This window comes from Frigoribacterium sp. MEB024 (genome assembly GCF_000878135.1).
Lineage (GTDB): Bacteria > Actinomycetota > Actinomycetes > Actinomycetales > Microbacteriaceae > Frigoribacterium.
This window is the reverse complement of the sequence record NZ_JXQZ01000004.1, coordinates 1-26,605: the sequence shown is the minus strand read 5'-3', so window position 1 is coordinate 26,605 and position 26,605 is coordinate 1. Positions and strand designations below refer to the sequence as shown.

23 protein-coding genes are annotated in these 26,605 nt (G+C 72.3%); 10 read left to right on the top strand and 13 right to left on the bottom strand.

Features of this window, described 5'->3' with window-relative positions; all coding sequences use genetic code 11:
- The first annotated feature begins 19 nt into the window (after positions 1–19).
- Positions 20–742 carry a metal-dependent transcriptional regulator gene (locus SZ60_RS01815; protein WP_043593155.1) on the top strand — a complete coding sequence of 241 codons (723 nt, stop codon included), beginning with the start codon at positions 20–22 and terminating at the stop codon, positions 740–742.
- Between the two features lie 93 nt (positions 743–835).
- Here SZ60_RS01815 and SZ60_RS01810 read toward each other — a convergent pair whose 3' ends face one another.
- The 6 genes from SZ60_RS01810 to SZ60_RS01785 all read right to left on the bottom strand — a co-directional run bounded on the left by SZ60_RS01810 (position 836) and on the right by SZ60_RS01785 (position 8,832).
- Positions 836–2,056: an ROK family transcriptional regulator gene (locus SZ60_RS01810; RefSeq protein ID WP_043593153.1), complete on the bottom strand. Its 1,221-nt coding sequence runs from the start codon at positions 2,054–2,056 to the stop codon at positions 836–838.
- A 99-nt stretch (positions 2,057–2,155) separates the two neighbouring features.
- Positions 2,156–4,438, bottom strand: coding sequence for an alpha-xylosidase (yicI, locus tag SZ60_RS01805; protein WP_043593152.1), 2,283 nt, complete (start codon positions 4,436–4,438; stop codon positions 2,156–2,158).
- Positions 4,439–4,463: 25 nt separating this feature from the next.
- Complete coding sequence (locus tag SZ60_RS01800; protein WP_043593150.1) at positions 4,464–5,378, bottom strand: carbohydrate ABC transporter permease; 915 nt, start codon at positions 5,376–5,378, stop codon at positions 4,464–4,466.
- Positions 5,378–6,376, bottom strand: coding sequence for a carbohydrate ABC transporter permease (locus SZ60_RS01795; RefSeq protein ID WP_082059778.1), 999 nt, complete (start codon positions 6,374–6,376; stop codon positions 5,378–5,380). Before SZ60_RS01795 ends, SZ60_RS01800 begins: the two co-directional genes overlap by 1 nt.
- Before the next feature lie 2 nt (positions 6,377–6,378).
- Complete coding sequence (locus SZ60_RS01790) at positions 6,379–7,674, bottom strand: ABC transporter substrate-binding protein (protein WP_043593148.1); 1,296 nt, start codon at positions 7,672–7,674, stop codon at positions 6,379–6,381.
- Positions 7,675–7,815: 141 nt separating this feature from the next.
- Positions 7,816–8,832, bottom strand: a complete 1,017-nt coding sequence (locus SZ60_RS01785; protein WP_043593146.1) for a LacI family DNA-binding transcriptional regulator — start codon at positions 8,830–8,832, stop codon at positions 7,816–7,818.
- A gap of 229 nt (positions 8,833–9,061) precedes the next feature.
- Here SZ60_RS01785 and xylA point away from each other — a divergent pair, with 229 nt between their 5' ends.
- The 5 genes from xylA (at position 9,062) to SZ60_RS01760 (ending at position 15,010) form a co-directional block, all read left to right on the top strand.
- Positions 9,062–10,252 (top strand): xylose isomerase, encoded by a 1,191-nt coding sequence (xylA, locus tag SZ60_RS01780; protein WP_043593145.1) that lies wholly within the window; start codon positions 9,062–9,064, stop codon positions 10,250–10,252.
- 131 nt (positions 10,253–10,383) lie between these two features.
- Positions 10,384–11,532: a glycosyltransferase gene (locus SZ60_RS01775; RefSeq protein ID WP_043593143.1), complete on the top strand. Its 1,149-nt coding sequence runs from the start codon at positions 10,384–10,386 to the stop codon at positions 11,530–11,532.
- A 60-nt stretch (positions 11,533–11,592) separates the two neighbouring features.
- Entirely contained in the window at positions 11,593–12,285 is a 693-nt protein-coding gene (locus SZ60_RS01770) for a TetR/AcrR family transcriptional regulator (RefSeq protein ID WP_043593142.1), read from the top strand.
- A complete protein-coding gene (locus SZ60_RS01765) occupies positions 12,282–13,010 on the top strand; it encodes a hypothetical protein (protein ID WP_052505082.1) in 729 nt (242 codons plus the stop codon). Before SZ60_RS01770 ends, SZ60_RS01765 begins: the two co-directional genes overlap by 4 nt.
- Positions 13,007–15,010: a YhgE/Pip family protein gene (locus SZ60_RS01760; RefSeq protein ID WP_043593140.1), complete on the top strand. Its 2,004-nt coding sequence runs from the start codon at positions 13,007–13,009 to the stop codon at positions 15,008–15,010. The genes SZ60_RS01765 and SZ60_RS01760 overlap by 4 nt, the downstream gene beginning before the upstream one ends.
- Before the next feature lie 90 nt (positions 15,011–15,100).
- Here the strand turns inward: SZ60_RS01760 and SZ60_RS01755 are convergent, their stop codons facing one another.
- The gene (locus tag SZ60_RS01755) at positions 15,101–15,517 is read right to left on the bottom strand and encodes a DUF3151 domain-containing protein (protein ID WP_043593138.1); all 417 of its coding nucleotides are present in this window, start codon (positions 15,515–15,517) and stop codon (positions 15,101–15,103) included.
- Between the two features lie 160 nt (positions 15,518–15,677).
- Between SZ60_RS01755 and SZ60_RS01750 the strand changes: the two genes are divergently transcribed.
- Genes SZ60_RS01750 through SZ60_RS01740 form a run of 3 tightly spaced genes read left to right on the top strand, consistent with a single transcriptional unit; the run spans position 15,678 to position 18,877 of the window.
- The gene (locus SZ60_RS01750; protein ID WP_043593175.1) at positions 15,678–16,829 is read left to right on the top strand and encodes a glycosyltransferase; all 1,152 of its coding nucleotides are present in this window, start codon (positions 15,678–15,680) and stop codon (positions 16,827–16,829) included.
- 24 nt (positions 16,830–16,853) lie between these two features.
- Positions 16,854–18,257, top strand: coding sequence for a polysaccharide biosynthesis tyrosine autokinase (locus tag SZ60_RS01745; protein ID WP_043593136.1), 1,404 nt, complete (start codon positions 16,854–16,856; stop codon positions 18,255–18,257).
- The gene (locus tag SZ60_RS01740; RefSeq protein ID WP_043593134.1) at positions 18,254–18,877 is read left to right on the top strand and encodes a hypothetical protein; all 624 of its coding nucleotides are present in this window, start codon (positions 18,254–18,256) and stop codon (positions 18,875–18,877) included. Before SZ60_RS01745 ends, SZ60_RS01740 begins: the two co-directional genes overlap by 4 nt.
- On the opposite strand, the gene SZ60_RS01735 is transcribed toward SZ60_RS01740, so the two are convergent.
- The 5 genes from SZ60_RS01735 to SZ60_RS01715 form a co-directional block, all read right to left on the bottom strand.
- Positions 18,837–20,195: a hypothetical protein gene (locus SZ60_RS01735; RefSeq protein WP_043593132.1), complete on the bottom strand. Its 1,359-nt coding sequence runs from the start codon at positions 20,193–20,195 to the stop codon at positions 18,837–18,839. The two genes, SZ60_RS01740 and SZ60_RS01735, sit on opposite strands and share 41 nt — an antisense overlap.
- Positions 20,192–21,496 carry a hypothetical protein gene (locus tag SZ60_RS01730; RefSeq protein WP_156155447.1) on the bottom strand — a complete coding sequence of 435 codons (1,305 nt, stop codon included), beginning with the start codon at positions 21,494–21,496 and terminating at the stop codon, positions 20,192–20,194. Before SZ60_RS01730 ends, SZ60_RS01735 begins: the two co-directional genes overlap by 4 nt.
- Positions 21,493–22,659: a glycosyltransferase gene (locus SZ60_RS16235; protein WP_052505081.1), complete on the bottom strand. Its 1,167-nt coding sequence runs from the start codon at positions 22,657–22,659 to the stop codon at positions 21,493–21,495. The genes SZ60_RS01730 and SZ60_RS16235 overlap by 4 nt, the downstream gene beginning before the upstream one ends.
- Positions 22,656–23,756: a glycosyltransferase gene (locus SZ60_RS01720; RefSeq protein ID WP_156155446.1), complete on the bottom strand. Its 1,101-nt coding sequence runs from the start codon at positions 23,754–23,756 to the stop codon at positions 22,656–22,658. The genes SZ60_RS16235 and SZ60_RS01720 overlap by 4 nt, the downstream gene beginning before the upstream one ends.
- Positions 23,757–23,863: 107 nt before the next feature.
- Positions 23,864–24,556, bottom strand: coding sequence for a TrmH family RNA methyltransferase (locus SZ60_RS01715; RefSeq protein WP_231567028.1), 693 nt, complete (start codon positions 24,554–24,556; stop codon positions 23,864–23,866).
- Between the two features lie 76 nt (positions 24,557–24,632).
- Here SZ60_RS01715 and SZ60_RS01710 point away from each other — a divergent pair, with 76 nt between their 5' ends.
- A complete protein-coding gene (locus tag SZ60_RS01710) occupies positions 24,633–25,445 on the top strand; it encodes an HAD-IIA family hydrolase (protein WP_043593128.1) in 813 nt (270 codons plus the stop codon).
- Between the two features lie 31 nt (positions 25,446–25,476).
- Here SZ60_RS01710 and SZ60_RS01705 read toward each other — a convergent pair.
- The coding region (locus SZ60_RS01705) for a septum formation family protein (protein WP_043593126.1) at positions 25,477–26,605 on the bottom strand (1,129 nt) is incomplete at its 5' end.

Sequence of the window (26,605 nt, the reverse complement as noted above, 5' to 3'; positions counted from 1 at the left end):
CGCCACCTAGGATCGGACCATGCCCAGCGACCCGGCCAGCACGCGCACGACCATGGCCGAGGACTACCTCAAGGTCATCTGGAAGGCCGAGGAGTGGGCCGAGGCCGGCAGCGACTCCGGCATCTCGACCAACGAGATCGCCGCCACGCTCGGCGTCAGCGCGTCGACCGTCTCGGGCAACCTGCGCAAGCTCGACCGCGACGGCTACCTCGACTACGAGCCCTACCGGCGCATCGCCCTGAGCGACCAGGGCCGGGCGATCGCCGTGTCCATGGTGCGTCGCCACCGCCTCATCGAGACGTACCTGGTCGAACGACTGGGCTACGGCTGGGACGAGGTGCACGACGAGGCCGAGGTGCTCGAGCACGCGGTCAGCGACCGGTTGCTCGACCGGTTCGACCTCGAGCTCGGACACCCCACGGCCGACCCGCACGGCGACCCGATCCCCTCGGCCGACGGCACGGTCGTGCGGCCTCCCGCCCACCCGCTGGGCGACTTCGTCGAGGGCGAGTGCGGCTTCGTCGTCCGCGTCTCGGACGACGAACCCGAGCTGCTGCGCTACCTCAGCTCGCTCGACCTGCGGGTCGGCGCGCACGTCCGCGTCGGCGAGCGTCGCGACTACGCCGGCTCGCTGCAGGTCGTGCTGACCGACGCGCACGACCGCGCGGTCGGCAGCGTCGAGCTGGCCGGCGTCGCCGCGGCGTCGGTGTGGGCGAACTCCGAACCGCACACGCACGCCTGACGCGGCGGCGAGCAGCCCCGGCTGCGGGTGGCCCCTCCGGCCCGCCTGCCCGCCTGCCCGCCACGAGGACGACGGCAGGAGGCGCGGGTCGGGTCAGGAGGCGCGGGTCACGGACGCCGGGTCGGCCAGCACGGCGGCGAAGGCCAGTTCGGCGGCACCGATCGTCAGCCGGTCCACGCCGAGCGCGGCTCGGGTGATCCGCACGTCGTCGCGGGCGCCGGGCAGGGACTGACCGCGGACCCGCTCGGCGAGCCGGCCGGGGTCGGCCGCGTGCAGCGATCCGAGGAAGCCGCCGAGCACGATCAGCTCGGGGTTGAACGAGTTGACGACGCCCCGCAGAGCCACGGCCAGGAAGTCGATCTGACGCCGCACCTCGACGGCCACGGACGAACCGGGCTCGGCACCGGCGAGCGCCGCGTCGAGCTGGTCGACCTGACCGCGGTCGAGCCCCGTGACGGCGAGCAGGCGGGCCTGCCCGACCTCGGTCTCGAGGCAGCCCACGGCGCCGCAGTGGCAGAGCTGACCGACCGAGTTGACGAGGGTGTGCCCGATCTCACCGGCGAAACCACCCACGCCGGTCACCGGACTGCCGCCGATCAGGACTCCCCCGCCGACACCACTCGCACCGCCGTTCAGGAACACGAGGTCGTCGACGCCCCGCCCGGCTCCGAAGCGCCCCTCGGCGACCGCACCGAGCGACGCGTCGTTGGCGGCCCGCGTCGGCAACCCCGTCGCCGACGCGACGACCGCCGCGAACGGCTCGTCGATCCAGCCGAGGTGCGGGGCCAGGCGCACCACTCCCCCGTCGGAGCCGACCAGGCCGGGCACCGCGAGACCCACCCCGAGCACCCGCACGTCGGGAGACAGCGCGGTGGACCGCAGCTCGGCGATCACCTCGGCGGCGAGCGCCGCGGCCTGGGGCGCGCTGGGCACCCCGTCGGTCTCACGACGGACGCGGTGCTGCACGACGCCGTCGAGCCCCACGGCCCCGACCGTGACGGCGTCGATCTCGGGGTTGACCGCGATCGCGACGACACGGGGGCTCGGGGCCACGACGGGGCTGGGACGCCCGACCCGGTTGGTGCCGACCGGGTCGGTCTCGACGACGAGCCCCCGGTCGACGAGTTCGCCCACGAGCGCCGCGATCGTCGACCGGTTGAGCCCGGTCGCCTGCGTGAGGGCCGACCGCGAGGTGGCCCCGTCGGTGTGGACGATGCCGAGCACCGTCGCGAGGTTGTCGCGCCGGACCCGGTCGAACCGAGCACCGAGGTCGGGTGTCGCCTCGGTCTCGCCACCGCCCTGCTGTGTCGTCACGCCCCACCCCTCCGTCGATCGAGGCTACCTCGACCTCGACGAGCGGCGCGTCGGCGGGGTCGTGACGCCCGCCACGGTGCCGCCCGCCGCCGCCCGGCGTCAGACCTCGTCGATCTGCCAGCCGGTGGCGGCGGTCTCGACCGACACCGCGCCTCCTGACCGCGTGACGACGAAGTCGGCGGACTCGCCACCGGGCGTCGTCACCGTGAGCGAGCGGGTGCCGTCCCCGCCGGGGAACACCTTGAGCACGAGACCGTCGAGGTAGTCGTGGTCGGGGCGGTCGTCCCGCGCACCGACCGGGATCACCGCCCCCTCACGCACGTAGAGCGGCAGGCTCAGCACGTCGTGCACCTCGGTGCGCCAGACGCCGGCGCCCGCGTCGACGACGTCGCCGGTCCACCAGTTCGTCCAGCGTCCGGCCGGCAGGTACACCTCGACGGTGCCGTCGGCCGAGAAGACCGGCGCGACGAGCAGGTCGTCGCCGAGGAGGTACTGCGTGTCGACGTGGGCGGCGCCTCGGTCGTCGGGGAAGGCCAGGGCCATCGGTCGCATGACCGGCAGTCCCGAGCGCGACGACTCGAGCCCGGCGGCGTAGAGATAGGGCATGAGGGACAGCTTCAGCTTCGTGAAGCGGCGGGTGACCTCGACGGCCTCGTCGTCGAAGGCCCACGGCACCCGGTACGACGAGCTGCCGTGGAACCGGCTATGGCTCGACAGCAGACCGAAGGCCGTCCACCGCTTGTAGACCTCGGCGTCGGGAGTCCCCTCGAAGCCGCCGATGTCGTGGCTCCAGAACGAGAAGCCGCTCATCGCCAGGGACAGTCCGCCGCGCAGGGTCTCGGCCATCGACTCGAAGGTCGACGTCGAGTCGCCACCCCAGTGCACGGGAAGCGCCTGACCGCCCGTCGTCGCCGAGCGGGCGAAGACGACGGCGTCGCCCTCGCCGCGCACCTCCTCGAGCACCTCGAAGACCGCCCGGTTGTAGAGCTGCGTGTACCAGTTGTGCATGCGCTCGGGGTCGGAGCCGTCGTGCCAGACGACGTCGGTGGGGATGCGCTCGCCGAAGTCGGTCTTGAAGGCGTCGACGCCCTGGGACTGCAGACGACGCAGGTGCCCCTGGAACCAGGCCGTCGCCTCGGGGTTCGTGAAGTCGACCAGGCCCATGCCGGCCTGCCAGAGGTCCCACTGCCAGACGCTGCCGTCGGGGTTCCGGACGAGGTAACCGGCTTCGGCCGCCTCGCGGAACAGCGCCGAGCGCTGACCGATGTACGGGTTGATCCAGACGCAGACGCGCAGGTCGCGCTCGTGCAGCCGGGCGAGCATGCCCTCGGGGTCGGGGAACACGCGGGGATCCCACTCGAAGTCGCACCACTGGAACTCACGCATCCAGAAGCAGTCGAAGTGGAACACGCTGACCGGCATGTCACGGCGGGCCATCTCGTCGACGAAGCCCGTCACCGTCGCCTCGTCGTAGTCCGTCGTGAACGACGTCGACAGCCACAGGCCGTACGACCAGGCCGGAACGTGAGCCGGGCGGCCGGTCAGCCGCGTGTAGCGGTCGAGCACGTCGGCCGGGGTCGGGCCGGCGATCACCAGGTAGCGCAGGGTCTCGCCCGCCACCGAGAACTGCACCCGTTCGACCGACTCGGAGCCGATCTCGTACGAGACGTGGCCCGGGTGGTCGACGAGGACGCCGTACCCGCGGTTCGTCACGTAGAACGGGACGTTCTTGTAGGCCTGTTCGCTCGACGTGCCGCCGTCGGCGTTCCACACGTCGACCGTCTGGCCGTTCTTGACCAACGGGCCGAACCGCTCGCCGAGGCCGTAGACGAGCTCGCCGACGCCCAACGAGAGTTGCTGCGAGACGTAGCTCGGCGCGAGGACGCGTCCGGTGCCGGCCCGGGCGTTGCCGAGCATCGCCCCGTCGACCTGGGCGTCCGCGGCGACCCGGTGGTAGCCGACCGACTTGTGGCCCGACCGGGTGAGCACGGTGTCGCCGTCGCGGAACGTCAGCTCGAACGGTGCCCCGCGACCGACGGTGGCGGTGAGGCGTCCCGAGGTCAGGGTCGCGCCTCCTTCGCTCGTCTCGACGACCCCCACTCCGGCGGGGCCGCCCTCGGAGCCCACCAGGTCGAACCCGATCTCGTCGCGACCACCGGCGAAGTGGGTGACGTCGACGGCGATGACACCTTCCATCGGTGAACTCAGCGCGATCGTGAGCGTCGGGCGGTTGAGGGTGTCGCCCCGCGAGGCGATCACCTTGGTGGGCGCGGTGACCTCGATCCAGCGTCCGTCCTCCCGGGCCTCGACGTCGTGGGCCTCCTGGGCGAAGAGGGACTCGACCCCCGGTCGGATCTGCCAGAAACCGTCGGTGAACTTCATGTGGAGCCTTTCGGGGTGGAACGCGTCACTTGACCGCGCCGGCCGTGATGCCGCGGGTCAGGGTGCGCTGGAAGATCAGGAAGAAGACGAGCGTGGGGATCAACCCGAGCAGGGCCGACGCGCTCGTCGTGGTGACGTCCATCAGCCGGTCGCCCTGCAGGGCGGTGATGGCGACGGGGACCGTCTGGTTGCCGTTCGAGACCAGGAAGGTGAGCGGGATGAGGAACTCGTTCCAGGTCCAGATGAAGAAGAAGATCGCGAGCACCGACAGGGTCGGCCGGCTGATCGGCACGATGACCCGCCAGAGGATCTGCCACCGGCTCGCCCCGTCGAGCGACGCCGCCTCGAGCACCTCTTTCGGGAACGTGCCGTACACGCTCGAGAGCAGGTAGGTGCCGAAGGCGCTCTGGATCACCGTGAAGATGATGATGACCGCCCAGATGTTGTCGTAGAGGCCCACCTGTTTGAACATGAAGTACAGCGGGTAGAGCAGGGCCTCCTGCGGCAGCATGTTCGCCAGCAGGAACAGCACGATGATCCAGGTGCGACCGCGCACCCGACCGATGCCGAGCGCGTAGGCGTTGAACACCGAGATGACCACGGCGAACAGGGCCACCAGCCCGGCGATGACGAAGCTGTTCCAGAGCTTGGCGGGGAACTCGACACGGTTCCAGAAGTCCACGAGGCCGTCGAAGTACAGCGATGTCGGCAGGCTGAGCGGCCCACCGGCCGTGTAGTCGGCGGGCGACTTGAACGAGTTGACGAGGATCAACAGGAACGGCAGGGCGATCAGCACGCCGAAGGCGATCGCCGCGCCGAGGATCAGCCAGTCGGTGGCCGTCTTCTTGCGCCCCCGTCGATCGGCCTTCGGGAGGCGCGGGCTGGGCACCGCGGGACGGATGCGGTCGTCTTTCACCGGCGGCGCGACGGTCGTGGCCATCAGCGGTCCCTCTCTGCTCGTTCGACCCGGTTCTGTGCCCGGATGAAGAAGATCGTGATGACGACGATGACGAGCGTCAGCGCCGTCGCGATGGTCGCGCCGTAGCCGACCTGCTGGCTCTGGAAGAACTCGCTGTACGCGTAGTAGCTCGGCACGATCGTCGAGTCGCCGGGGCCGCCGCGGGTCAGGGCGTAGATCGGCCCGAAGACCTTCAGCGCGGCGATCGTGCAGGTCAGCACGACGACGAAGATCTCGGGGCGGATGATGCTGACCGTGATCGCCCGGAACCGCTGGAACCAGCCGGCGCCGTCGAGTTCGGCGGCTTCGTACAGCTCGGGGTCGACCCGTTGCAGGGCGGCCATGAAGATGACGACGGGATAGCCGAGCTGCACCCAGACCATCACCACCATGATGCTGAGCAGGGCGGTGTCGGGGCTGCCGAGCCAGTTGTGCTGCAGGGCGCCCAGCCCCACCGCGTCGAGCACGGTGTTGAGGGCGCCGTTCTCGGGGCGGAGTATCCAGCCGATGACGATCGCGGCGATCGCCACGGGCAGGATCTGCGGCAGGTAGTAGGTCGCCCGCAGGAACGACGCGAGACGGCCGCCGAACTTTCGGCCGATGAGGTCGAAGAGCATCGCGGCGAGCAGCAGGCCCAGCACCGTGGGGACGACCACCATCGCGATGATCAGGAAGACGCTGTTGAGGAAGGACGTCCAGAACCGGTCGTCGCTCATCAGCTCGCGCCAGTTGTCGAGCCCCGCCCAGGTCGGTGGGCGGATGCCGCGGTAGTCGGTGAAGCTGAGGTAGACGTTCCAGATCAGCGGGACCAGGATCACGACGGTGAACAGGACGAAGCCGGGGATCAGGTACAGCCAGAAGCCCGCGCGGCGGGCTCCGGGCAGGAGGCTCTCCTCCGGCGGGAGGGCCGACGACGTGCGTCGGCCCTCGCGACGGGGGCGCGCCTCCCTGGCACCGGGTCGGGTGTCGAGGGAGGTCACGGCTACTTCCCGGTGATGTCGTCGACGCCGCTCTGGTACTGGTCGCCCAGGGTGGTCAGCATCTCGTCCGGCGTGGTCGTGCCGTTGACGAGTTCTTGGGTGCCGGCGACCAGCTGGTCGTAGAAGGTCGGCGTGGGCCAGTCCGGGTAGAACGCCAGGCCGTCGCGGTCGAGCAGGGTGTTGAAGTTCGCGATGAGCTCCTGGCTCTTCGGATCGGTGATGTCGGCCGGGTCGGCCTTGACCGGCACGCCGCCGTTGTTCCCGATGAGGTTCTGGATCTCGGGGCGCATCGTGATGTCGATGAACTCGTACGCGAGGTCCTTGTTGGCCGCGTTCTCGGGGACGACCCAGAGGTTGCCACCCGACCCCGGTGCCATGTCGCTGCCGGGGAACAGGAAGGTGCCCCAGTCGAAGGTCGCCTCGTCGGCGACCCGCCCGGCCCACCAGCTGCCGGAGACCATGATCGGCGCCCCGCCGCTCATGAAGGTCGTGCCCATGTCTTCCGCCTTGATGCCGGTGACGTCCTTCGAGATCCAGCCGTTGTCGACGTACTCCTTCAGCTTGTCGGCGGCGTAGGTCAGCTCAGGGCCCTGCCAGTCGACGTCACCTTCGTAGAGCTGGTAGTCGTCGACGAACGAGCGGTCGGCCTTCGAGAGGGCCAGCTGGTAGAACAACTGCCCGAGCGGGTACTCGCCACCGGCCTCGGCGAGCGGCGTGATGCCGGCGTCGGCGAAGGTCTGCAGGGCCGCCTCGAACTCGTCGTACGTCGTGGGCACCGCGATGCCCTGCTCGGCGAAGGCGTCCTTGTTGTAGTACACCTCGACGTACTCGCCGTAGTTCGGGATGCCGTACCAGCTGCCCGAGCCCATGACGCCCTTCTCGTCGTACTTCGAGGTCGTGGCGATCGACGGGGCGAGGTCGTCGTCCCAGCCGTACTCGTCGACGGCGTCGTCGAGGTTCGCGAGCAGCCCCTGGCTCGCGAGCAGGCCCGCCGTGGCGTTGCCCTTGTTGTACTCGAGGATGTCGGGCGCCTCGTTCGAGTTGAGCACCTGGCTGGCGGTCGAACGGATCTGCTCGAAGCTCTTCTCCTCGAATTCGACCTTCGCACCGGTCTCTTCCTCGAAGGTCTTGATGGCCTGGTCCCAGGCGATGCCCATCGCGCTGGTCTCGCTCTCGAAGTGCCAGAGCTTCAGCACGTTGGGGTCGGAGGACCCTCCGCTGCCGGCCGAGCAGCCGGTCAGCAGGGCCGCGGTGGCCGCGAGGGCCGTCCCGACGGCGACGATGCGTCGTTTCTTCATGTGTCTACCTCCTCGTAGAAGCCCCCTGCGGGCCGTCGAAGCGTTTCGACGATCGGCGTGGAGCGATGTGTTCTGTCCGTCGGATGACGGTGGTGCGGTGGTGCGGTGCTGCGTTGTTGCGGTGGTGCGGTCGGTGGACGTTCAGGAGGCGCGGGCCGGCCCGGAGACCGAGCCCTTCGCCAGATAGGTGGGTGCGATCAGCTCGACGCCCGTGTCGAGACGGCCGTCGATCCGCTCGAAGGCGGCCTCGACCGCCCGGGAGCACATCTCGTCGATCGGCAGCGGGATGGTGTCGAGGGCCGGCTCGAACTCGTCGGCGGGGTAGCTGGCACAGGCCGCCAGCACCGAGAGGTCCCGAGGTATCTCGAGCCCGAGGCGCCGGACGCGCTGGAGGACGGCCTCGGCGGTGGGCTCGCTGCAGTGCAGCACGAGCGCGGTCATGCCCGGCAACCGCTCGCGGAGGTCGTCGAACGCCCGGACGGCCGACGCCCGCCCGAGGTCCGCCGCCACGGTCAGGGTCTCGACACCGCGGCCGTCGGCGCGGGTGGCGAAGGCGTCGTCGAAGCGACGGATGAAGCCGGTGTCACGCTCGCCGTACGACGCCGGGTGGCCGATGACGCCGATGGACCGGTGCCCGGCGTCGGCCAGGCGATCGACGCTCTCGGCGGCAGCTGCGGCGAAGTCGAGGTCGATGCAGGCGAGGTCGTCGACGCCCTGTGGGATGCCGATGAAGCCGGCCGGCAGGTCGAGCTCGCGGACGAGGTCGACGCGTTCGTCGACGGTCGCCACGCCGATCGCGACGACGCCGTCGACGAGCGAACTCGAGGCCACGCGACGGATGCCCGACACCTCGTCGTCGGTGGCGAGCAGCAGCACGTCGTAGTCCCGACGACGAGCCGCCTCGACGACGGCGGTGACGAACCGCATCTGGGTGGGCTGGTGGTTGTCGGGCCGGATCGGCGCGCTGAGCGCCAGGATGTTGGTCCGGGCGCCGGCGAGCATGCGGGCTCCGGCATGGGGTCGGTAGCCGAGCCGCTCGACGGCGTCGGTGACCCGCTGCCGGGTCGACGCCGCGATCGAACGCTTGCCGGACAGGGCGTACGAGACCGTCGAGATCGACACACCGGCGGCCTGGGCCACGTCGTGGATCGTCGTCATGATGACCTCGCTGTCGGATGTCGAACGGATGCGGAAGCGCTTCGACCGCCGCGGGTCGAGACACTACGACAGCCGCGACGCGGCGCGCAAGTCTTTTGTGGGAGCCCGCGACAAATGACCCGCGCCCCTTCCGATCGACGCGACGACCGGATATGTTGAGTCTCACAACATTCACGCAGGGGCGGGATCGCCCCACGTGACCGCCCGCTCGACCCTGGAAGGGACACCGATGTCCACCACCCCCACCCGCGAAGACAAGTTCTCGTTCGGCCTCTGGACGATCGGCTACAACGGCTCGGACCCCTTCGGCGGCCCGACCCGCCCGCAGCTCGACGTCGTCGAGGCCGTCGAGAACCTCGACCGTCTCGGCGCCTACGGACTGACCTTCCACGACGACGACCTGTTCGCCTTCGGCTCGACCGACGCCGAGCGCCAGAAGCAGATCGACCGCCTCAAGGGCGCGCTCGACGCGACCGGCATCGTCGTGCCGATGGTCACCACGAACCTCTTCAGCGCACCCGTCTTCAAGGACGGCGGCTTCACCTCGAACGACCGCGGCGTCCGTCGTTTCGCCTTGCGCAAGGTGTTGCGCAACATCGACCTCGCCGCCGAGCTCGGCGCGAAGACCTTCGTCATGTGGGGCGGCCGTGAGGGTGCCGAGTACGACAGCGCCAAGGACGTGCAGGCCGCCCTCTCGCGCTACAAGGAGGGCGTCGACATGCTCTCGCAGTACGTGCTCGACAAGGGTTACGACCTGCGCTTCGCGATCGAGCCCAAGCCCAACGAGCCCCGCGGCGACATCCTGCTGCCGACCCTCGGGCACGCCATCGCGTTCATCGAGACGCTCGAGCACCCCGAGATGGCCGGCGTGAACCCCGAGGTCGGTCACGAGCAGATGGCCGGGCTGAACTTCACGGCCGGCATCGCCCAGGCGCTGTACCAGGGCAAGCTGTTCCACATCGACCTCAACGGCCAGCGCGGCATCAAGTACGACCAGGACCTCGTGTTCGGCCACGGCGACCTGCAGAACGCCTTCTCGCTCGTCGACCTGCTCGAGCACGGCTCGCCCCAGGGCGGACCGACCTACGACGGCCCGCGCCACTTCGACTACAAGCCCTCGCGCACCGAGACGATCGACGGCGTGTGGGAGTCCGCGGCCGCCAACATGCGGATGTACCTGCTCCTCAAGGAGCGCGCGCAGGCGTTCCGCGCCGACCCCGAGGTGCAGGAGGCCCTGGTCGCCAGCCAGGTCGCCGAACTCTCGGTGAACACCCTCGCCGACGGCGAAGGCTACGAGCAGTTGCTCGCCGACCGCGCCTCCTACGAGGACTTCGACGCCGACGCCCACTTCGGTGGACACGGCTACGGCTTCGTGCGCCTGCAGCAGCTCGCCCTCGAGCACCTGATGGGCGCTCGCTAGACGGCCACCCTCCGAACGGTGGCGACTCGCCGCTCACGCCAGGACGTGAGCGGCGAGTCGTGTCATCTCGGGCAGGTCCCGTCGTGCGCTACCGTGCAGGAGCACCCCGCCCGACCGAACGGACACCGACCTTGCCCGCACGCCTCCGCCGCCGCCGCCGTCACGCTCCCACCGGCCGTCCGTCGGTCGCCGTCATCGGCACCCGCGGTTACCCCAGCTACTACGGCGGGTTCGAGACCGCGGTGCGCCGGATCGCCCCCGCCCTGGTCGACGCCGGCTGGGACGTCACGGTCTACGGTCGCGACGGGTCGACGCGCGACGACGACCCCGCCCGCGACCGTCGCGTGACCTCCCGCCTGACGAAGGGCGTCGAGAGCAAGTCCCTCAGCACCCTGAGCTACGGCCTCACCGCCGTGCTGGACGCCCTCGTGCGCCGGCCCGACGCGGCCCTCGTGATGAACGTGGCCAACGGCTTCTGGCTGCCCTTGCTCAGGCTGCGCGGCATCCCCGTCCTGGTCAACGTGGACGGCATCGAGTGGGAGCGTGCCAAGTGGGGACGCGCGGCGAAGACGGTGTTCCGCCTCGGAGCCAAGGCCAGCGCGCGCTTCGCGAACGGGCTGATCTGCGACGCCCGCGAGATCGTCCGGCGCTGGCAGGCCGACTTCGGCGTGGACGGCCTGTTCATCCCCTACGGCGGCGACCCGGTCCGCGACCTGCCGGTCGAGCCGGGCCAGCGACACCGGGGGTACGCCCTCGTCGTCGCACGCTTCGTCCCCGAGAACACCGTGGTCGAGTTCGTCGAGGCGGCCCGCGCGATCGCCGAGCGGCACGACGTGGTCATCGTCGGCTCGACCGGCTACGGCGGCGAGCTCGACGAGCTCGTGCGCGGCCTGGCCGACGAGGACGACCGCGTGACCTGGCTCGGTCACGTCAGCGACGACGACCGTCTGCACGCTCTCTGGCAGCACGCCGGGGCCTACTTCCACGGCCACAGCGTCGGCGGCACGAACCCCGCACTGGTGCAGGCCATGTTCGCGGGCGCCCCCGTCGTCGCGCGCGACACCGTCTACAACCGCGAGGTGCTCGACGGTGCCGGCGTCCTGGTGGCGCCCGAGCCCGCCGCCATCGCCGCCGCCGTCACCGCGCTGCTCGACGACCCCGCCGAGCAGCAGCGCCTCAGCGAGGCGGCCCTCGCTCGTGCTGCGGACGCCTACACCTGGCGGTCCGTCTGCGACGCCTACGAGGAGGCGCTGCGAGCGACCCTGCCCCGCTCGCGCTGACCGACGACCGCGGTGCCAAAATAAGTTGCACAAAGGTGTGCAAGATCGTACGATCAGGGCATGCCTGCCGCCGATCCCCTCGTCCGCGCCACCCGCGCGCCACGCCGTGACGCCACCGCGAACCGCGATGCGCTGATCACCGCCGCGGCGTTGCTGCTCAACCGCGACCCGTCCGTGTCGCTCGAAGCCATCGCCGCCGAGGCGGGCCTCTCGCGTCGCTCGGTCTACGGCCACTTCGCCACGCGGGACGACCTGGTGCGCGAGGTCAGCCTCCGCGGTGCCGCCCGCATCGCCGTCGCCGCTCGACCCGCCCCGATCGCGGATCCGGTCGTGCAGCTCGCCTCCCTGGCCGCCCTGCTCTGGGCCGAGGTCGAGCACGTGCGGGTCATGGCCCAGCTGACCGTGCGCGGTCCGATGGCCCACGAGGTCGGCGAGGCGCTCGCCCCGCTCCGCAAGGCCGTGCGCGACGTCGTGCGGCGCGGCGTCGAGTCCGGACGCATGCGCGACGACATCGCTCCCCGCACGCTCGCGCACCTCGTCGAGGGTGCCGCCCTGTCGGTGCTCGACGAGGCCACGACGCAGCGACTCAGCCGCGCCGAGGGCCACCGACTCGTCATGCTCGCCGTGCTCGGCGTCGTCGGCCTCGACTGGCGCACCGCCGGAGACCTCGTCGCGACGGCCCCGGAACTCGCGCTCCCTCCCGAACAGGCGACCGGCGCCTCCTCGACGCCCCCGACCGGAGAACCCGCATGAGACTCGAACTGCACGACGTCGCGATCGGCGACGGCCCCGGGGCGGCCCTGCCCCCGCTCAGCGCGGTCGCCGACCGCTGGACCCCCGGCTTCGTGGCGGTCGAGACCGAGAACGCGCCCACCCTCGCATCGCTCGTCGCGGGCGGCCGCATGCGCCCCGAGGCCGGCCGGGTGACGGTCGACGGCCGGTCGGACGACGCGGCGATCCGCGCCTCCTTCGCCCTCGTCGACACACCCACCGTCGCCGAACCCTTCGCCGCCCTCACGGTCGTGCAGGTCGCCCGGGAAGAACTCGCCCTGGCCGGGCTCCGAGCCGACAAGGCCTCGGCTCGACTGCTGCTCGACGAGATCGGCCTGCGCGAACACGAGCGGACGCGCCTGAGCGCCCTGCCCACCGAACTGCGCGTCCGCCTGCTCTGCGAGTTGGCCGTGCTGCGTCCCGAGGTACGCGGGCTGATCGTGACGACCCCCGAACGTCACGGGGGCGACGTCGCCGCCTGGCTCTCGGTCGTCCACGACCTCGTCGGTCGTGACTACACGGTGCTGACGATCACCGGGTTCGCGGCCCTCGCGACGATCGAGTCGCTGCCCACGCCCGAGTTCGCCCCGACGGCTGCGGTCGAGACCGACACCGTGCCCGAGACCGACACCGCCCCTCCTTCCTCCCCCGACGACACCGTGGTCGCCACCACCACCGACACCCCCGTCGAAAGCGACCAGCCGTGAAGATCTACGCCCTCGTCCGTTCCGAGCTGCAGCGCCTCACCGCCACCCCGCTCGCCCGCCTGGCACTCGTCGCGCTGATGACCGTGCCGCTGCTGTACGGCGGCCTGTACCTCTGGGCCAACCAGGACCCCTACGCGAAGCTCGACCAGATCCCGGCCGCACTCGTCAACACCGACGCCGGCACGACGGTCGACGGCGAGACGGTGAACTACGGCGACGAGGTCACCGACCAGATCACCGACGGCGGCGACTTCGACTGGCACGTGGTCTCGGCGGCCCAGGCCGCGGCGGGCCTGCGCGACCAGACCTACGACTTCACCTTCACGATCCCGAAGGGTTTCAGCGACGACCTGACCTCGGCGAGCGGCGACGACCCGAAGCGGGCACAGATCACCCTCGCGACGAGCGACGTCAACAGCTACCTCTCGTCCACGATCGCCGAGCAGGCCGCGAAGACCATCCGGGCGTCGGTCACCGAGAAGGTCGGCAAAGAAGCAGCGGGCCGACTGCTGGTCGGCCTGGCCGACGTGCGCGCGAACCTGGGCAGCGCGGTCGACGGGGCGAACCAGCTCGTCGCCGGCACCGGTTCGGCCGTCGCCGGGGCGAACCAGCTGGCCGACGGCGCGGCCGACGCGGCGACCGGGGCCCACACCCTCGCCGACGGCGCGAGCCAGCTCAGCTCGGGCGCGTCCGCGCTGGACACCGGTCTGCAGACCCTGAAGACCCAGACGACGGACCTGCCCGCGCAGACCCAGACCCTGGCGGACGGCGCCGCCCAGGTCGCGGCAGGCAACGACGCGTTGGCCACCGGCGTGGCCGACGCGGCGACGACGAGCGCGACGGCCGCGGCCGCCCTGCCCGCCGCCCAGCAGCAGGCGCAGCAGCAGATCGCCGGAGCCCTGCGGCAGCAGGGGTACACCGACGAGCAGATCCAGCAGATCGCCGCGACCTTCGCCCCCGCGACCGAGTCGCTGACGACCGCCCTCCAGGACGCGAACACTCAGATCCAAGGGCTGAACACCCAGGTGGGGCAGCTCGCCACGGGCGCCGACCAGGTCTCGACCGGTGCCGCGACCCTGTCCGCCGCCACGCCGGCCCTGACCCAGGGCATCTCGTCGGCCGCCACCGGCTCGTCGCAGCTCGCCACGGGTGCGGCGAGCGCCGCCACGGGAGCCTCGACCCTCGCGACCGGCCTCGACACCCTGAGCAGCGGCGCCACCTCGCTGCGCGACGGCGTGGTCAGCCTCGACACCGGCACCACACAGCTCCGCGACGGGCTGCAGAGCGGACTCGGCGAGATCCCCTCGAGCACCGAGCAGACGCGTGACGACCAGGCCAGCGCCATCAGCGACCCCGTCTCGGTGAAGGACGCCGCGCTGACCAGTGCCGGCACCTACGGAGCGGGGCTCGCCCCGTTCTTCATCAGCCTCGCGGCCTGGATCGGCATGTACGCACTGTTCCTGATCGTGAAGCCGATCTCGAAGCGGGCGATCACGGCCGTCAAGGCCCCCGTACGAATCTCGCTGGCCGGCTGGCTGGCCCCGGTCGTGCTCGGCGTCGTCCAGATGGTGGCGCTCTACGTGATCGTCACGCAGGCGCTCGGTTTCGAGGTCGCCCACCCGCTCGGCATGATCGGACTGATGGCCCTCGCCTCGGCGGCGTTCGCGGCGATCATCATGACGCTCAACGTCTGGCTCGGCAGCGTCGGGCAGTTCCTCGGCCTGGTGTTGATGGTCGTGCAGCTCGTCACGGCCGGCGGCACGTTCCCCTGGCAGACCCTGCCCGCCCCGCTCGCGGCGCTGCACTTCGTGCTGCCGATGAGCTACGCCACCGACGGCCTGCGCCAGGTGATGTACGGCGGCAGCTCGGCCGCGGCCTGGGGCGACGCCGGCGTGCTGGCGGCCTGGCTGCTGGGCGCGCTCGTGCTGACCTGGGTGGCGACCTCCCGGATGACGCGTGCGCGCACGCTGCGCGATCTGCGGCCGTCACTGATCGGCTGAGGCCGGCGCGGCGGCGGTCGCCGTCGGGAACGCAGGAGGCGCGGGTCGGGTGACCCGCGCCTCCTGCGTTCTCGACGTCGGTCGCGCCGGTCAGCCCGCCTGGGCCTCGAGCGTCAGCAGGACGCTCGGGTCGGCGTCACCGAGGAACGTCGTCAGGCGCTCGACCTCGTCGGTCTCGCCGATGGCGGTCGCGCCCCGACGGAGGGCGAAGAGAGACCGCAGCACGCCGCGGTTGGGCTCGTGCGACCACGGCACGGGGCCCTGGCCGCGCCAGCCCGCCTTGCGCAGGGCGTCGAGCCCGCGGTGGTAGCCGACCCGGGCGTAGGCGTAGGCCTCGAGCTCGGCCCCGCGGGCGGCGGCCTCGTCGCTGAGCAGCGCCCAGGCCAGGGACGACGTGGGGTGGGCCGTGACGACCTCGGCCGTGGTGAGGGTCTCGAGGTCGGCGAGGACGGCGGGTTCGGCGGGCAGCCGGGTCTCGGGCACGCCGAGCAGGTTCGTGGAGGTCATGCACCCATCATCCACGAGTCGTCGCCGTGGCCGATCGACCCCGACCCGAGCCGGTGGATTTAATGCAATACTGCGCATGCCACGCGTGACATGACGCCGTCACGGTGGCGTGCGGTCACCGCACCTGCCCGTGCGTCCTGCCGATCTCCGAGAGGCCCTCGTGCGACCTCACCGCGCCTTCCGACTGCCCGTCTCCACCGACCGAGCCCCCGCCCTGCTCGCCTACCCCATGCACGGGCAGCACAAGCTGCTGCGCGAGGGCTACCGCACCCGCGACGGCCACCTGATCGAGTGGCTGGGCCACGACCTCGCCGACCGCGGCGGCGTCGCCGTCGTGTCGCGCCCCGAGCCGGCCCTCACGCGGGTCGTCCGACGGCGTCCGCCCGGGCGGCCCGCGACCGGCACCCATCCGGTCGAGACCAGGGTGGCGCGGGTGCCCGACCCGCGCGACCGCCGCCGCTGGTGGGCGACGTCGGCGAGGTCGTACCCGGTGCTGCCCGAGTCGGTGGCCGACGTGCCCGCCCTCGTCTGGAACCCCTTCGTCGCCCTCGCCCAGCACGGCGCCAGCCCCTTCGACGGTCGGCGCCGCGTCGTCCTCGACCTGCTCGACGACTGGAGCCGTCACTACGCGTTCGCCGGCGTCCGATCCGCGGTCGACGAGGCGTACGCGGTGGCGTTCGACCGCGCCGACGTCGTCACGGCGAACGGCGCCGGCACGGCCGACCTGGCACGCCGTCACGGCCGCGACGACGTCGTCGAGCTGCCCAACGGCTGCGACCCGCACCGCTTCGACCAGCGGTCGACGGCCATCGGGCCCACGACCGTGGGCTACGTCGGCAAGATCGGACGACGCGTCGACCTCGCGGGAGTCCTCGCGACCGTCGCCGCCCGCCGCGACACGACCTTCGTCTTCGCCGGGCCCGTGCTCGACCGCGAGTACCGGGTGCTCGACCGCGAGCCCAACGTGACGATGACGGGCGACGTCCACTACACGCACGTCCCCGAGCTGCTGCGATCCTTCGACGTCGGGTGGGTCCCGCACCACGTGGGCGAGCGCGAGGTCGGCGGTGACGTGATCAAGACCTACGAGTACCGCGCCGCCGGGCTCCCCGTGCTGAGCACCCCGATCTGCGGCGTCGACCAGAGGGGTCTCGACGGGGTGGTGGTCGAAGACCTCGACCGCCACGCCACCGCCCTCGCCGCCCTGACCAGGGACGGGGCCCGCGTGCCCCGGCGCCCGGCCGCCATCCCGCGCGACGCCACATGGCGCCACAAGGCCGACGTCGTGCTCGCGGCCCTCACCCGGGCCTGACCGCGACCACCTGGAGGAACCCCCGTGGAACTCAGAGCCTTCGTCGCCGTGGTCCGGTCGAGCTGGCAACTCATCGTCGTCCTGGCCATCGGAGCCGTCCTGGTCGGTGCCGTCGCGTCGTTGCTGACGACCAAGACATACTCGTCCCGCACCCAGCTGTTCGTCTCGGTGTCGTCGCTCGGCGCGTCCGACGCCGGCGACCTCGTCCAGGGCAGCAGCGCGGCCCAGGCCAAGGTGCGGTCGTACGTCGACGTCGTCACCTCGGGGCGCGTCCTGCAACCGGTCATCGACGAGTGGCAGCTCGACACCACACCGGCACAGCTCGCCGCACGCGTCGAGGCGAGCAGTCCGGTCAACACCTCTCTGATCACGATCCGCGTCACCGACACCGACCCCGCGCGGTCCGCCCGACTCGCGGGCGCGGTGGCGGCGAGCTTCGAGACCGTGGTCGAGGACGAGCTCGAACGGCCCGAGGGCGGCGGCAGCAGCCTGGTCACGGTCGAGACGCTCGACGAGCCCGTCGTCCCCACGACTCCGACCAACCCGCGCCCCGTGCTGTGGATCGGCCTCGCCGCCGCGGTCGGCCTGCTCGGGGGAGTCGTCCTCGCCCTGCTGCGCTCCACCCTCGACACACGCATCCGCGGCAAGGGCGACGTCGAGGCACTCGGCGACACCCCCGTGATCGGTGCCGTCGGATTCCACGCGGACGCCTCGACCACGCCGCTCATCGTCCACGACGAGCCTCGCAGCCCCCTCGCCGAGTCGTTCCGTGCACTGCGGACCAACCTGCAGTTCCTGGCCTTCGAGGGCAGCCGCCGATCGTTCGTCGTCACGTCGGCCATGCCGAGCGAGGGCAAGTCGACGACGGCGGCCAACCTCGCCGTCTGCCTGTCCGAGACGGGGGCGAGCGTGCTGCTCGTCGATGCCGACCTCCGCCGCCCCCGGGTCGCCGAGGTGATGGGCCTCGAAGGAGCGGCCGGCCTGACCGACCTGCTCGTCGGCAGAGCCGAACTCGACGACGTCGTCCAACCGTGGGGGTTCCTCGGACTCCGTGTGCTGCCCTCGGGCAGCGTGCCGCCCAACCCGAGCGAGCTCCTGGGTTCGATGGCGATGGTGAGCCTGCTCACCGAGATCGAAGCCGCGTACGACTTCGTCGTGATCGACTCGCCTCCGCTGCTTCCCGTGACCGACGCCGCCGTGCTCAGCCGGTGTGTGAGCGGCGTCGTCGTGGTCGCCGCGGCACGAAGGTCCACCCGCCACCAGCTGCGCCAGGCACTGACCTCGGTCTCCGAGATCGGCAGCCGCACCCTGGGCGTCGTCCTCACCATGGTCCCGGCGCGGGGGGCCGGCGCCTACGGGTACGGCTCGTACACGGGGTACTTCACGACACAGTCCGCCACCCCCGGGCCCGAAGAGCGACGCCGATGACGCCTCCCGCACCGACCGTCCCGACCCTCGCGACCGTTGCGACCGTCCTGACCGTCTGCACCGGCAATCTCTGCCGCTCGCCCCTCGCCGCGGCCCTCCTCGCCGACGCCCTGCCCGGGGCCGTCCTGCCCGGCGCCTCGACGGGCAGCGCCGGCACCCGGGCCCCCGAGGGTGCGACGCCACCCCGCCCCACCCTCGACCGGGCGCGCGACCTGGGCCTCGACCTCGGACGACACCGGGCCCGGCAGCTCGTCGAAGGCACCCTCGCCGGGCCGGGACTCGTGCTGGCCATGGCCCGCGAGCACCGCCGGGCGGTCGTCTCGCTGGTGCCACGCGTCACGCGCGTCACCTTCACCCTGCGAGAGTTCGCGCGGCTGAGCGCGCTCGTCGCCCCGGCCCAGGCCGACGTCGCCCTGCACGGCGTGGCCCCCGACGATCGCCTCCGGGTCGCCGTCGCCCTCGTCGCCGCCCGCCGGGGCAGCGGGCCGCTCGTCGGGCCGGAGGACGACGACGTGGTCGACCCGATCGGGCTCGACGCCGCGACCTACGACCTGTCGACCCGCCAGATCGTCGACGCCGTCACGCTGGTGAGCCGCTACCTCGGCCCCGTCGTCGGCTGAGCGTCGACGACTCGACGCGGTCGGGCCGGACGTCGTCGTGCCCGACGTCGTCCGAACGGGCGCCGTGGGGCCGGACGTCGTCGGAACGGGCGCCGTCCGTGCGGGCGAGGGCACAGAACGCGAAGGCGAGCCCCGACATCGAGAACCACACGAGGTAGTCGAAGGAGAAGAGCACGGTCGCCATGACGATCGTCACCGCCGTCCCCGTCCTCGAGGTCCTCGTCAGACCGACGACGAAGACGCCGACCACGAGGACGAGTCCGATCAGGCCGAACGTCGCGAGGGTCGTCACGAGCTGGTTGTCGACCACCGTGAAGCCCTCCTGCGGCAGCAACCCCCGGGCGTAGAGCTCGGGCTCACTGCCGAAGCCGCTGCCGACGAGCGACTCGGTCGGCGGTCGGGCCACCAACCCCGGAACGGCCCGCAGCGCGCCGACGCGGTTCTCGTACGAGCCCGACGCGACCAGGACCGCGACGGCCGACACGACCTCGGAGGCGAGCAGCGCGCCGGCCACGACCACCACCGAGACCGACGACACGATCTTGACCGCCCGGTGGCGCAGGTCGGTCGTCAGCACCACGTAGCCGAGCGCCAGCAGAACCGCCGTCAGCACGCTGCGGCTGCCCGACAGCAGGATGCCCGTCGACAGCACGGGCACGACCGCCCACCTCGCCGCGTTCGAGAAGACGCCGCGCTCGGCCACCACGACGACGACGAGACAGACCGCGAGCAGGACCGCGTACGGGATGGGATGGCCCACCGACCCCTCGACCCGCATCAGGTCACCCGGCAGCACCTTGTTGTCGCTGACGAACGACCGGCCGGTCGCGAGCACCTTGTGGCCCCACGGCACGGGCCGGTGGATGACCGTCAGCTCGACGACGCCGAGGACGACCTGGGCGACCCCGATGCCGACGAGCCCGCGCAGGAACACCCGGACGTCGGCACGGGACGACGTGGCGACCGCCCACGACAGCGTCAGCCCCACGACGGCGAGCTGCGCCATGAAGACGATGGTCGACGGTGCGATGGCGACCACGCAGCCGACGGCCCAGGCGAACCAGGCCAGGGTCCACGTCGAGGCTCGTGCCCGTTCGACGGGCCAGTCACGAGGCGAGAGCAGCGCCGCCGCGGTCACCCCGGCTGCCACGGCGACCGCCGCGCCCCGGACGTCGGTCGGGACCGTCAGCGAACCGGCCGCCGTCAGCAGGGCGAACGCGACGACGAGGGCGACGCCGCGACGACGGTCGGCGGGCACGAGCAGCCCACCGACGGCGACGGCGAGGAGTGCGGCAAGGACACCGAGCAGGACGGTCACGTCGGCGGCACCAGGTCGTCGGGCCGCCCGTGGCTGCCCCGGACGTGGCCGTGGCTGCCGGGGCCGTGGCTGCCGGGGCCGTGGCCGCCGCGGCGGTGGGCGACGGCGACGAGTTGCACGACGAGGCCGACGGTCTCGGCGGCGGCGAGCGCGGCGAGTGCCCCCGCGGCACCGGCGCGCTCCCCCAGGACCAGCAGCCCGGGCACGCCGACGGCGGCCGAGCAGGACGCGGCGAGGGTCGTGCACCCGGGGCGGCCGGCGCTGACCAGTGCGAGGCCGGCCCCCCGGGAGGCGCAGACGACCCCCGCGAGGACTCCACCCCACACGGCGAGCGTCGGCGGGACGTCGACCGCGCCGGTGAAGAGCAGCCGACCGACCGAGGGCATGAGGGTGGCGAAGGCGACGCCCACGACGAGCCCGAGCACGGCGTTGGCGAGCAGGGACCAGAGGCTGCGTCGGCGGGCGAGGCCGGGCGACGGGTGCCCGACCCAGGTCTGCAGACGGTCGGGCACGGCCGAGACGACCTGCAGCCCCATGCGCAGTGGACGGTCGACGGCCGCGAAGCCGGCCACCGCGCCGGGGGCGACACCGCCCAACATCGCGGAGGGCAACGACTTGTAGGTGGTGGTGACGGCCCGCCCCAGCACCAGGACGCGTTGCTCGCGCAAGGTGGCCGGGACTCCGGCGAAGTCCCGTCGGCGAGGTGGACGCGCGGCGTCGTCGAGCAGACTCGCGAGCGCGAGCGCCGCGACGACCGAGACGATCAGCCCGGAGCCGTACACCTCGAGGGGGGCGCCGTGGACGATCGCGACGGCCGACGCCAGCGACGTAACCACCCGAGGAGACGTCTCGGCCAGCAGCACGACGACCGGCCGGCCGAGACCGATGAAGAACCAGGCCGGGCTGAGCGCCCCGAGCGACACCCCCACCGCGACGAGCACCGCCGCCGGGCGGTGTTCCACGACGACGAGGCCTGTGACGACCGCCGCCAGCGGCGTGGTCAGTACGACGGCGACCAGCCTGCTGGCGAGGGCGGCAGCGTAGAGCCGGGACCGGGCGGCGGGCTGCCGGACGACGCGCTGGGGGCCGACGATCCCCCAACCGAGCTCGGCCACGACGGCTGCGGCCACCCCGACCGAGAGCCCGACGGCGATCGCGGCCCAGCCCGCGGCACCTGCCGTCGACGTCACGGCGGGGACGACGGCCAGGGGCGCGGCCGCCCCCACGGCCGGGACGAGCACGTGCAACGCGAGCCGACGCATCTGTCGCGCCGCCCGCGCCACACCCCGTGTGCCGGTCATCGGCCCTCGCGATCGCGGCCCGTGCCCGACCTCGCACCACGCCCGTGGCGAGCCCGGCGGTCGCCCCGCACCAGCGCCATGAGGTGTCCGGCGAGCGGCTGCCACGATGCGGCGACGAGTTCGTCGAGCCGTCGGTGCACGTCGACGTCGGTGGAGGGGGTCGACGGGCGCACGTCGACGAGCGCCTGAGCGAGCGACGAGGCGCACCCCGGCTCGGTCTGGACGAGCGACCCGCCGACCACCGCGGCGAGGGGGGCCAGGGCGGACGACCGCTGCGTGATCACCGAGCGGCCGCAGGCGAGTCCCTGCCAGACCTTGTTGGCGACGACGCCGCGGGCCTTGACGGACGTGCCGAACACCCCGAGGACGACGTCGGCACGGGCGACATACCCCCTCAGCTCGGACTCGGGCACCGCGCCGACGAACTCGCACCGGACGCCGGGTCCGAGCCCGGCGACGCGGGCCTCGATGCGTCCACGATCGGGTCCGTCACCGACGAAGACCATCGAGACGTCCCGGCGGCCGTCGATCGCCGCGAGCGCGTCGACCACCAGGTCGACCCCGTGCAGGGGCACGTAGCCGCCGTAGTAGAGCACGCGCAGGTCGTCGTGCGGCTCCGGCGGGGGCTGCCATCGGGCCCACCCCGGCGCCCCGACGGCGAGGGGCAGCACGACGGCGGCGGGACGGTGCCGACGGACGAGCTCGGCCGCCCGCGGCTCGGTGTCGGTGAGGACGAGGTGGGCGCAGTGCACGGCGAGCGCGTCGAGCACCGCGAGCCGCAGGGCCCCGGGCGAACGCGGTGACGGACGCCCCCAGTCACCGACGGCCGTCTCGTGCGACAGGACGAAGCAGTCCACCAGGAGGCGCGCGCGACTGAGCGACGCCACCGCGCGCACCACGAGCGCCTGGCTGCTGCGGAACTCCGACAGCACCACGAGGTCGGCCCCCGCCGCCGCGCGACACAGCGAACGCAGGTCGCGCAGTGCCCGCAGGGGCCGGGCCCCCGCCCTCGAGCGCCGGACGACGCGCACCCGGGCGCCCAGCTGTCCCTCGAGGACCGCGCGGAGCCGGGAGTTGCGCGGGTACGAGGGATCGTGCACGCCGTACTGGACCACGCGGAGCGGTCGACGCCTCGCCGCCGTGACGGCTGCCGCGCGGTTCATCGTGCGGACCCGCCGACGCCGAGCTCGACGAGGCGGTCATGGACGGCGTCGACCGACGCGGTGACGGACGAGCGCGACGCGTTGCCCGCCACGTGGTCGGACATCCGTCGCCGCAGGTCGGCGTCGCCGGCGAGGTCTCGCACCGCCGTGATCCACCGGCCCGTCTCGCCTGTGGGCAGGACGAAGCGTCGGCGCAGCTCGGCGTCGGTCACGAGCAGGGGGGCGGCCCCGTACCGGTCGCCGAGAACGATCGGCAGGCCCGTCGCCGCGGCCTCGACGGCACTGCGACCGAACGCCTCGCGCGAGGCCGTCCCGACGAAGAACCCCGCGCCGTCCCAGAGCTCGGACGCGTCCGTCCAGCCGGGCATCGACACGATCGGGGGCAGCTCGGAGCGCAGCCCCGCTTCGAGCGGCCCCTGGCCGTGCAGGCGCCCCGGCACCCCGGACCTCTCGGCGATGTCCACGAAGGCCCGAGGGCGCTTGTCGACGTCGAGGCGGGCGGCCCAGACCATGGGCACCGACCGTTCGCCGAAGGACGTGCGGGCGGGCAGACGGATGCCCGCGGGCACGAGATGGGGCCGTCGGACGCGCGCGACGTCGGCCCCGAGGACCTCGGTCGTCGCCCACACGTCGTCGGCTCGGCGGAGCGCGGCCGACTCGACCAACCGGAGGGCCACCCGCCGCGCCGTCGACTGCTCACCCGGCGCGGGCCACGGCAGGCCGCGCACCCAGGCCACCCAGAGCCGGCCCCGCCGGGCGGTCGACCGCGACCAGGCGACGTCGCTCTGGGTCACGAGCGTGACGACGACGTCGGCCCGCGCCACCTCGGGCACGTCGTCGAGCACCTCGCGCACCTCGTCGACGACGGCGCGACCGTGCCGCGTGATCGTCACCTCCCGGACGCCCGGCGTCTCGGTTCGTCGGCCCTGCGCCGTGGGACGCGTGCCGAGCACGGCCCGCCAGTCGAGCCCCCGCGATCGGGCCTCGACGACGAGATCGTGCGTCGAGCGGTAGACGCCACTGCGGGCCATCAACGGGGCGGCGACGAAGCACACCCGCGTCGGGTCGGACGCGGGTCGCGTGGGAATCGGCGGCACGGGGCGCCCTCGCTTCTGGTCGTGTCACAACCGACGCCCCCTCCGGCCGCCGACGGTCCAGAGTTTATATGTGACATGTCGGACGCGTCAACGCGACCGGGCAGGGATCAGAAGCGGTGCCGCACCACCCAGGCGTGCATCACGACGGCCGCCGCCGCGCTCGCGTTGATGCTGCGGGTCGAGCCGAACTGCGAGATCTCGAGCACCGCCTCCGAGCCCGCGATCGCCTCGGCCGAGAGACCGGGTCCCTCTTGGCCGAAGAGCAGCACGCACCGCTCGGGCAGGTCGAAGGTCTCGATCGGCACCGAGCCCTCGACGTTGTCGACCGCGAGGACGGGGAGGCACTGCTCGCGCGCCCAGGCCAGGAACGTCTCGACGTCGGGGTGGTGCAGCACGTGCTGGTACCGGTCGGTGACCATCGCTCCGCGCTTGTTCCACCGCCGTCGGCCGATGATGTGCACCGTGTCGGCGGCGAAGGCGTTCGCGCTGCGGACGATCGACCCGATGTTCATGTCGTGTTGCCAGTTCTCGACGGCGACGTGGAAGGGGTGCCGGTGCGCGTCGATGTCGGCGACGATCGCCTCCATCGTCCAGTACCGGTAGCGGTCGACGACGTTGCGACGGTCGCCCATGCGGAGCAGCTCGGGGTCCCAGTGGTCGCCGTCCGGCCGGTCGGCCTCGCCACCGGGCCAGGGACCGACGCCGTGCTCGGGCTCGACGGTCGGTTCGGGGTCGTCCGGGCGGTCGGGGCGGGCGAGCCCCTCGGGCTCGAGCGGGGGTAGGTCGTCGTCCTGGGGCACCCGACCAGGGTAGGTGTTCTCCACGGACCCGACCCGCGCCTCCTCGGCTCGCAGAGCACCTCGCTAAGGTGACCGCATGGGTTCACGAGAAGACGTCGAGTGCTGGCTGACCGACATGGACGGCGTGCTCGTCCACGAGAACCACGCACTGCCCGGTGCCGCCGAGCTGATCCAGCAATGGCAGGACGAAGGCACGCCCTACCTCGTGCTCACCAACAACTCGATCTTCACGCCCCGCGACCTCGCCGCGCGGTTGCGCGCCTCGGGGCTGCACGTGCCCGAAGAGCGCATCTGGACGAGCGCGCTCGCCACGGCCGACTTCTGCCGCTCGCAGATGCCCGGCGGCTCGGCCTTCGTCATCGGCGAGGCCGGCATGACGACCGCCCTGCACGAGGCCGGCTTCATCATGACCGAGACGAACCCCGACTACGTCGTCGTGGGCGAGACCCGCAACTACTCGTTCGACTCGATCACCAAGGCCGTCCGACTGATCCTCGGCGGCGCGCGGTTCATCGTGACGAACCCCGACGCGACCGGGCCCAGCGCCGACGGCGTGCTGCCCGCGACGGGCGCGATCGCCGCCATGATCTCGAAGGCCACCAACAAAGAGCCCTACGTGGTCGGCAAGCCCAACCCGATGATGTTCCGCTCGGCGATGAACCGCATCGGCGCCCACAGCGAGAACACCGCCATGATCGGTGACCGGATGGACACCGACATCATGGCCGGCATCGAGGCCGGACTGCACACGATCCTCGTGATGACGGGCATCAGCGACCAGGCCGAGATCGACCGCTACCCGTTCCGGCCCAACGAGATCCTGGCCGGGGTGCACGAGCTGGTGCGCAGCGAACCCGTCGAGTCCGACGTGGTGCCATCCGAGGCCTAGCACCCCAGGAGGCGCGGGGCGGGTCGACCCGTCAGCCCGCCACCGCGACGAGGCTCGTCGTCAGGGCCTCTCCGCCGCTGCGGTTGACGAAGCACGAATACGTGCGGTCGCCGGCCGCCCAGGCGTCGGCGTCTGCGGGGAAGCTCGCGAGCAGCTGCACGTCGGGATAGGCCGCGGCGGCCTGGCGGTCGAGGGCGTCCGAGCCCGTGCAGAGCAGGTTCATCTGGCTCTGCAGCACGTCGGTCCCGGGATACGCGGCCGACGCGTCGCCGTCGAGGCTGCCGAGGCGGGTCAGCTGAGCCACGTGCGGCTGAGCACAGTCGGAGACCTCGTAGTCCTGCTGCCAGGCCGACTCGAAGCTCGAGAAGCACTCGCCGCCCTGGAGGTCGGTGTACGAGTGGGTGCCGGCCGCCAGCGGGCCGGTCGGAACGACCTCGGCGGCGGGTGCCGCGGGGGCGGCGGTCACGGTGCGGGTCCCGGTCGGCTCCGCCGCCACGGACGGGTCGGAGCCCAGGTCGTCGGTCGACGCGAAGAGCGAGCGCGAGATGAAGAACAACGCGACCAGCAACAGCACGATCACGAGGCCGGCGCCGACGGCGGCCAGCGTCCGGTGTCCGCGGACCCAGTCGGCCAGGCCCGGCCCGCGGGGTGTCGTGGCAGGCTTCTCGTCCACCGGACGGGTCTGCGGCACGAAGACGCCGGCTCCTCCGACCTCACGGCGCGGCCGCTCGCCCTCCGGAGCGGCGGTGGTGCTCATCGAGACGCCGGGCAGCACCGGCGTGGCGACGGCCGGGGCGTCGGCGGCGTCGCGGGCCTCGTCGAGGGCCTCGTCGCGGGCGGACCGAGGAGGCGCGAACAAGGCGGTCGCGGTCGTCACCTCGGCTGCATCGTCCAGGCCCTCGTCGTCGTCCTCGACGTCGTCGGACGACCGCTCGACGTCGGACGACGACTCGACGCCGGGCGACGGCTCGACGTCGAGCAGGGGCACCTCGCCCGAGCCGGACAGGGACCACGCGGCCGGGACCTCCGCCGAGGGCACGGCGTGCTCGGGCTCGGGCTCGTGCCGAGCGTCCACGGTCAGGACGTCCTCGGCGGAGGACGACGGGACGACGCCGAGGATCTCGGTGAAGGTGGGTTCGCGGTCGCCACTCGGAGGCGGC

Bases quoted from the DNA above. Each gene is read 5' to 3' on its own strand.
- SZ60_RS01755 (WP_043593138.1), bottom strand. From the start codon at position 15,517: ATGACCTCCACGAACCTGCTCGGCGTGCCCGAGACCCGGCTGCCCGCC.
- SZ60_RS01770 (WP_043593142.1), top strand. From the start codon at position 11,593: ATGCCTGCCGCCGATCCCCTCGTCCGCGCCACCCGCGCGCCACGCCGT.
- SZ60_RS16235 (WP_052505081.1), bottom strand. From the start codon at position 22,659: ATGAACCGCGCGGCAGCCGTCACGGCGGCGAGGCGTCGACCGCTCCGC.
- SZ60_RS01740 (WP_043593134.1), top strand. From the start codon at position 18,254: ATGACGCCTCCCGCACCGACCGTCCCGACCCTCGCGACCGTTGCGACC.
- xylA (WP_043593145.1), top strand. From the start codon at position 9,062: ATGTCCACCACCCCCACCCGCGAAGACAAGTTCTCGTTCGGCCTCTGG.
- SZ60_RS01815 (WP_043593155.1), top strand. From the start codon at position 20: ATGCCCAGCGACCCGGCCAGCACGCGCACGACCATGGCCGAGGACTAC.
- SZ60_RS01765 (WP_052505082.1), top strand. From the start codon at position 12,282: ATGAGACTCGAACTGCACGACGTCGCGATCGGCGACGGCCCCGGGGCG.
- SZ60_RS01710 (WP_043593128.1), top strand. From the start codon at position 24,633: ATGGGTTCACGAGAAGACGTCGAGTGCTGGCTGACCGACATGGACGGC.
- yicI (WP_043593152.1), bottom strand. From the start codon at position 4,438: ATGAAGTTCACCGACGGTTTCTGGCAGATCCGACCGGGGGTCGAGTCC.
- SZ60_RS01785 (WP_043593146.1), bottom strand. From the start codon at position 8,832: ATGACGACGATCCACGACGTGGCCCAGGCCGCCGGTGTGTCGATCTCG.
- SZ60_RS01790 (WP_043593148.1), bottom strand. From the start codon at position 7,674: ATGAAGAAACGACGCATCGTCGCCGTCGGGACGGCCCTCGCGGCCACC.
- SZ60_RS01730 (WP_156155447.1), bottom strand. From the start codon at position 21,496: ATGACCGGCACACGGGGTGTGGCGCGGGCGGCGCGACAGATGCGTCGG.
- SZ60_RS01800 (WP_043593150.1), bottom strand. From the start codon at position 5,378: ATGGCCACGACCGTCGCGCCGCCGGTGAAAGACGACCGCATCCGTCCC.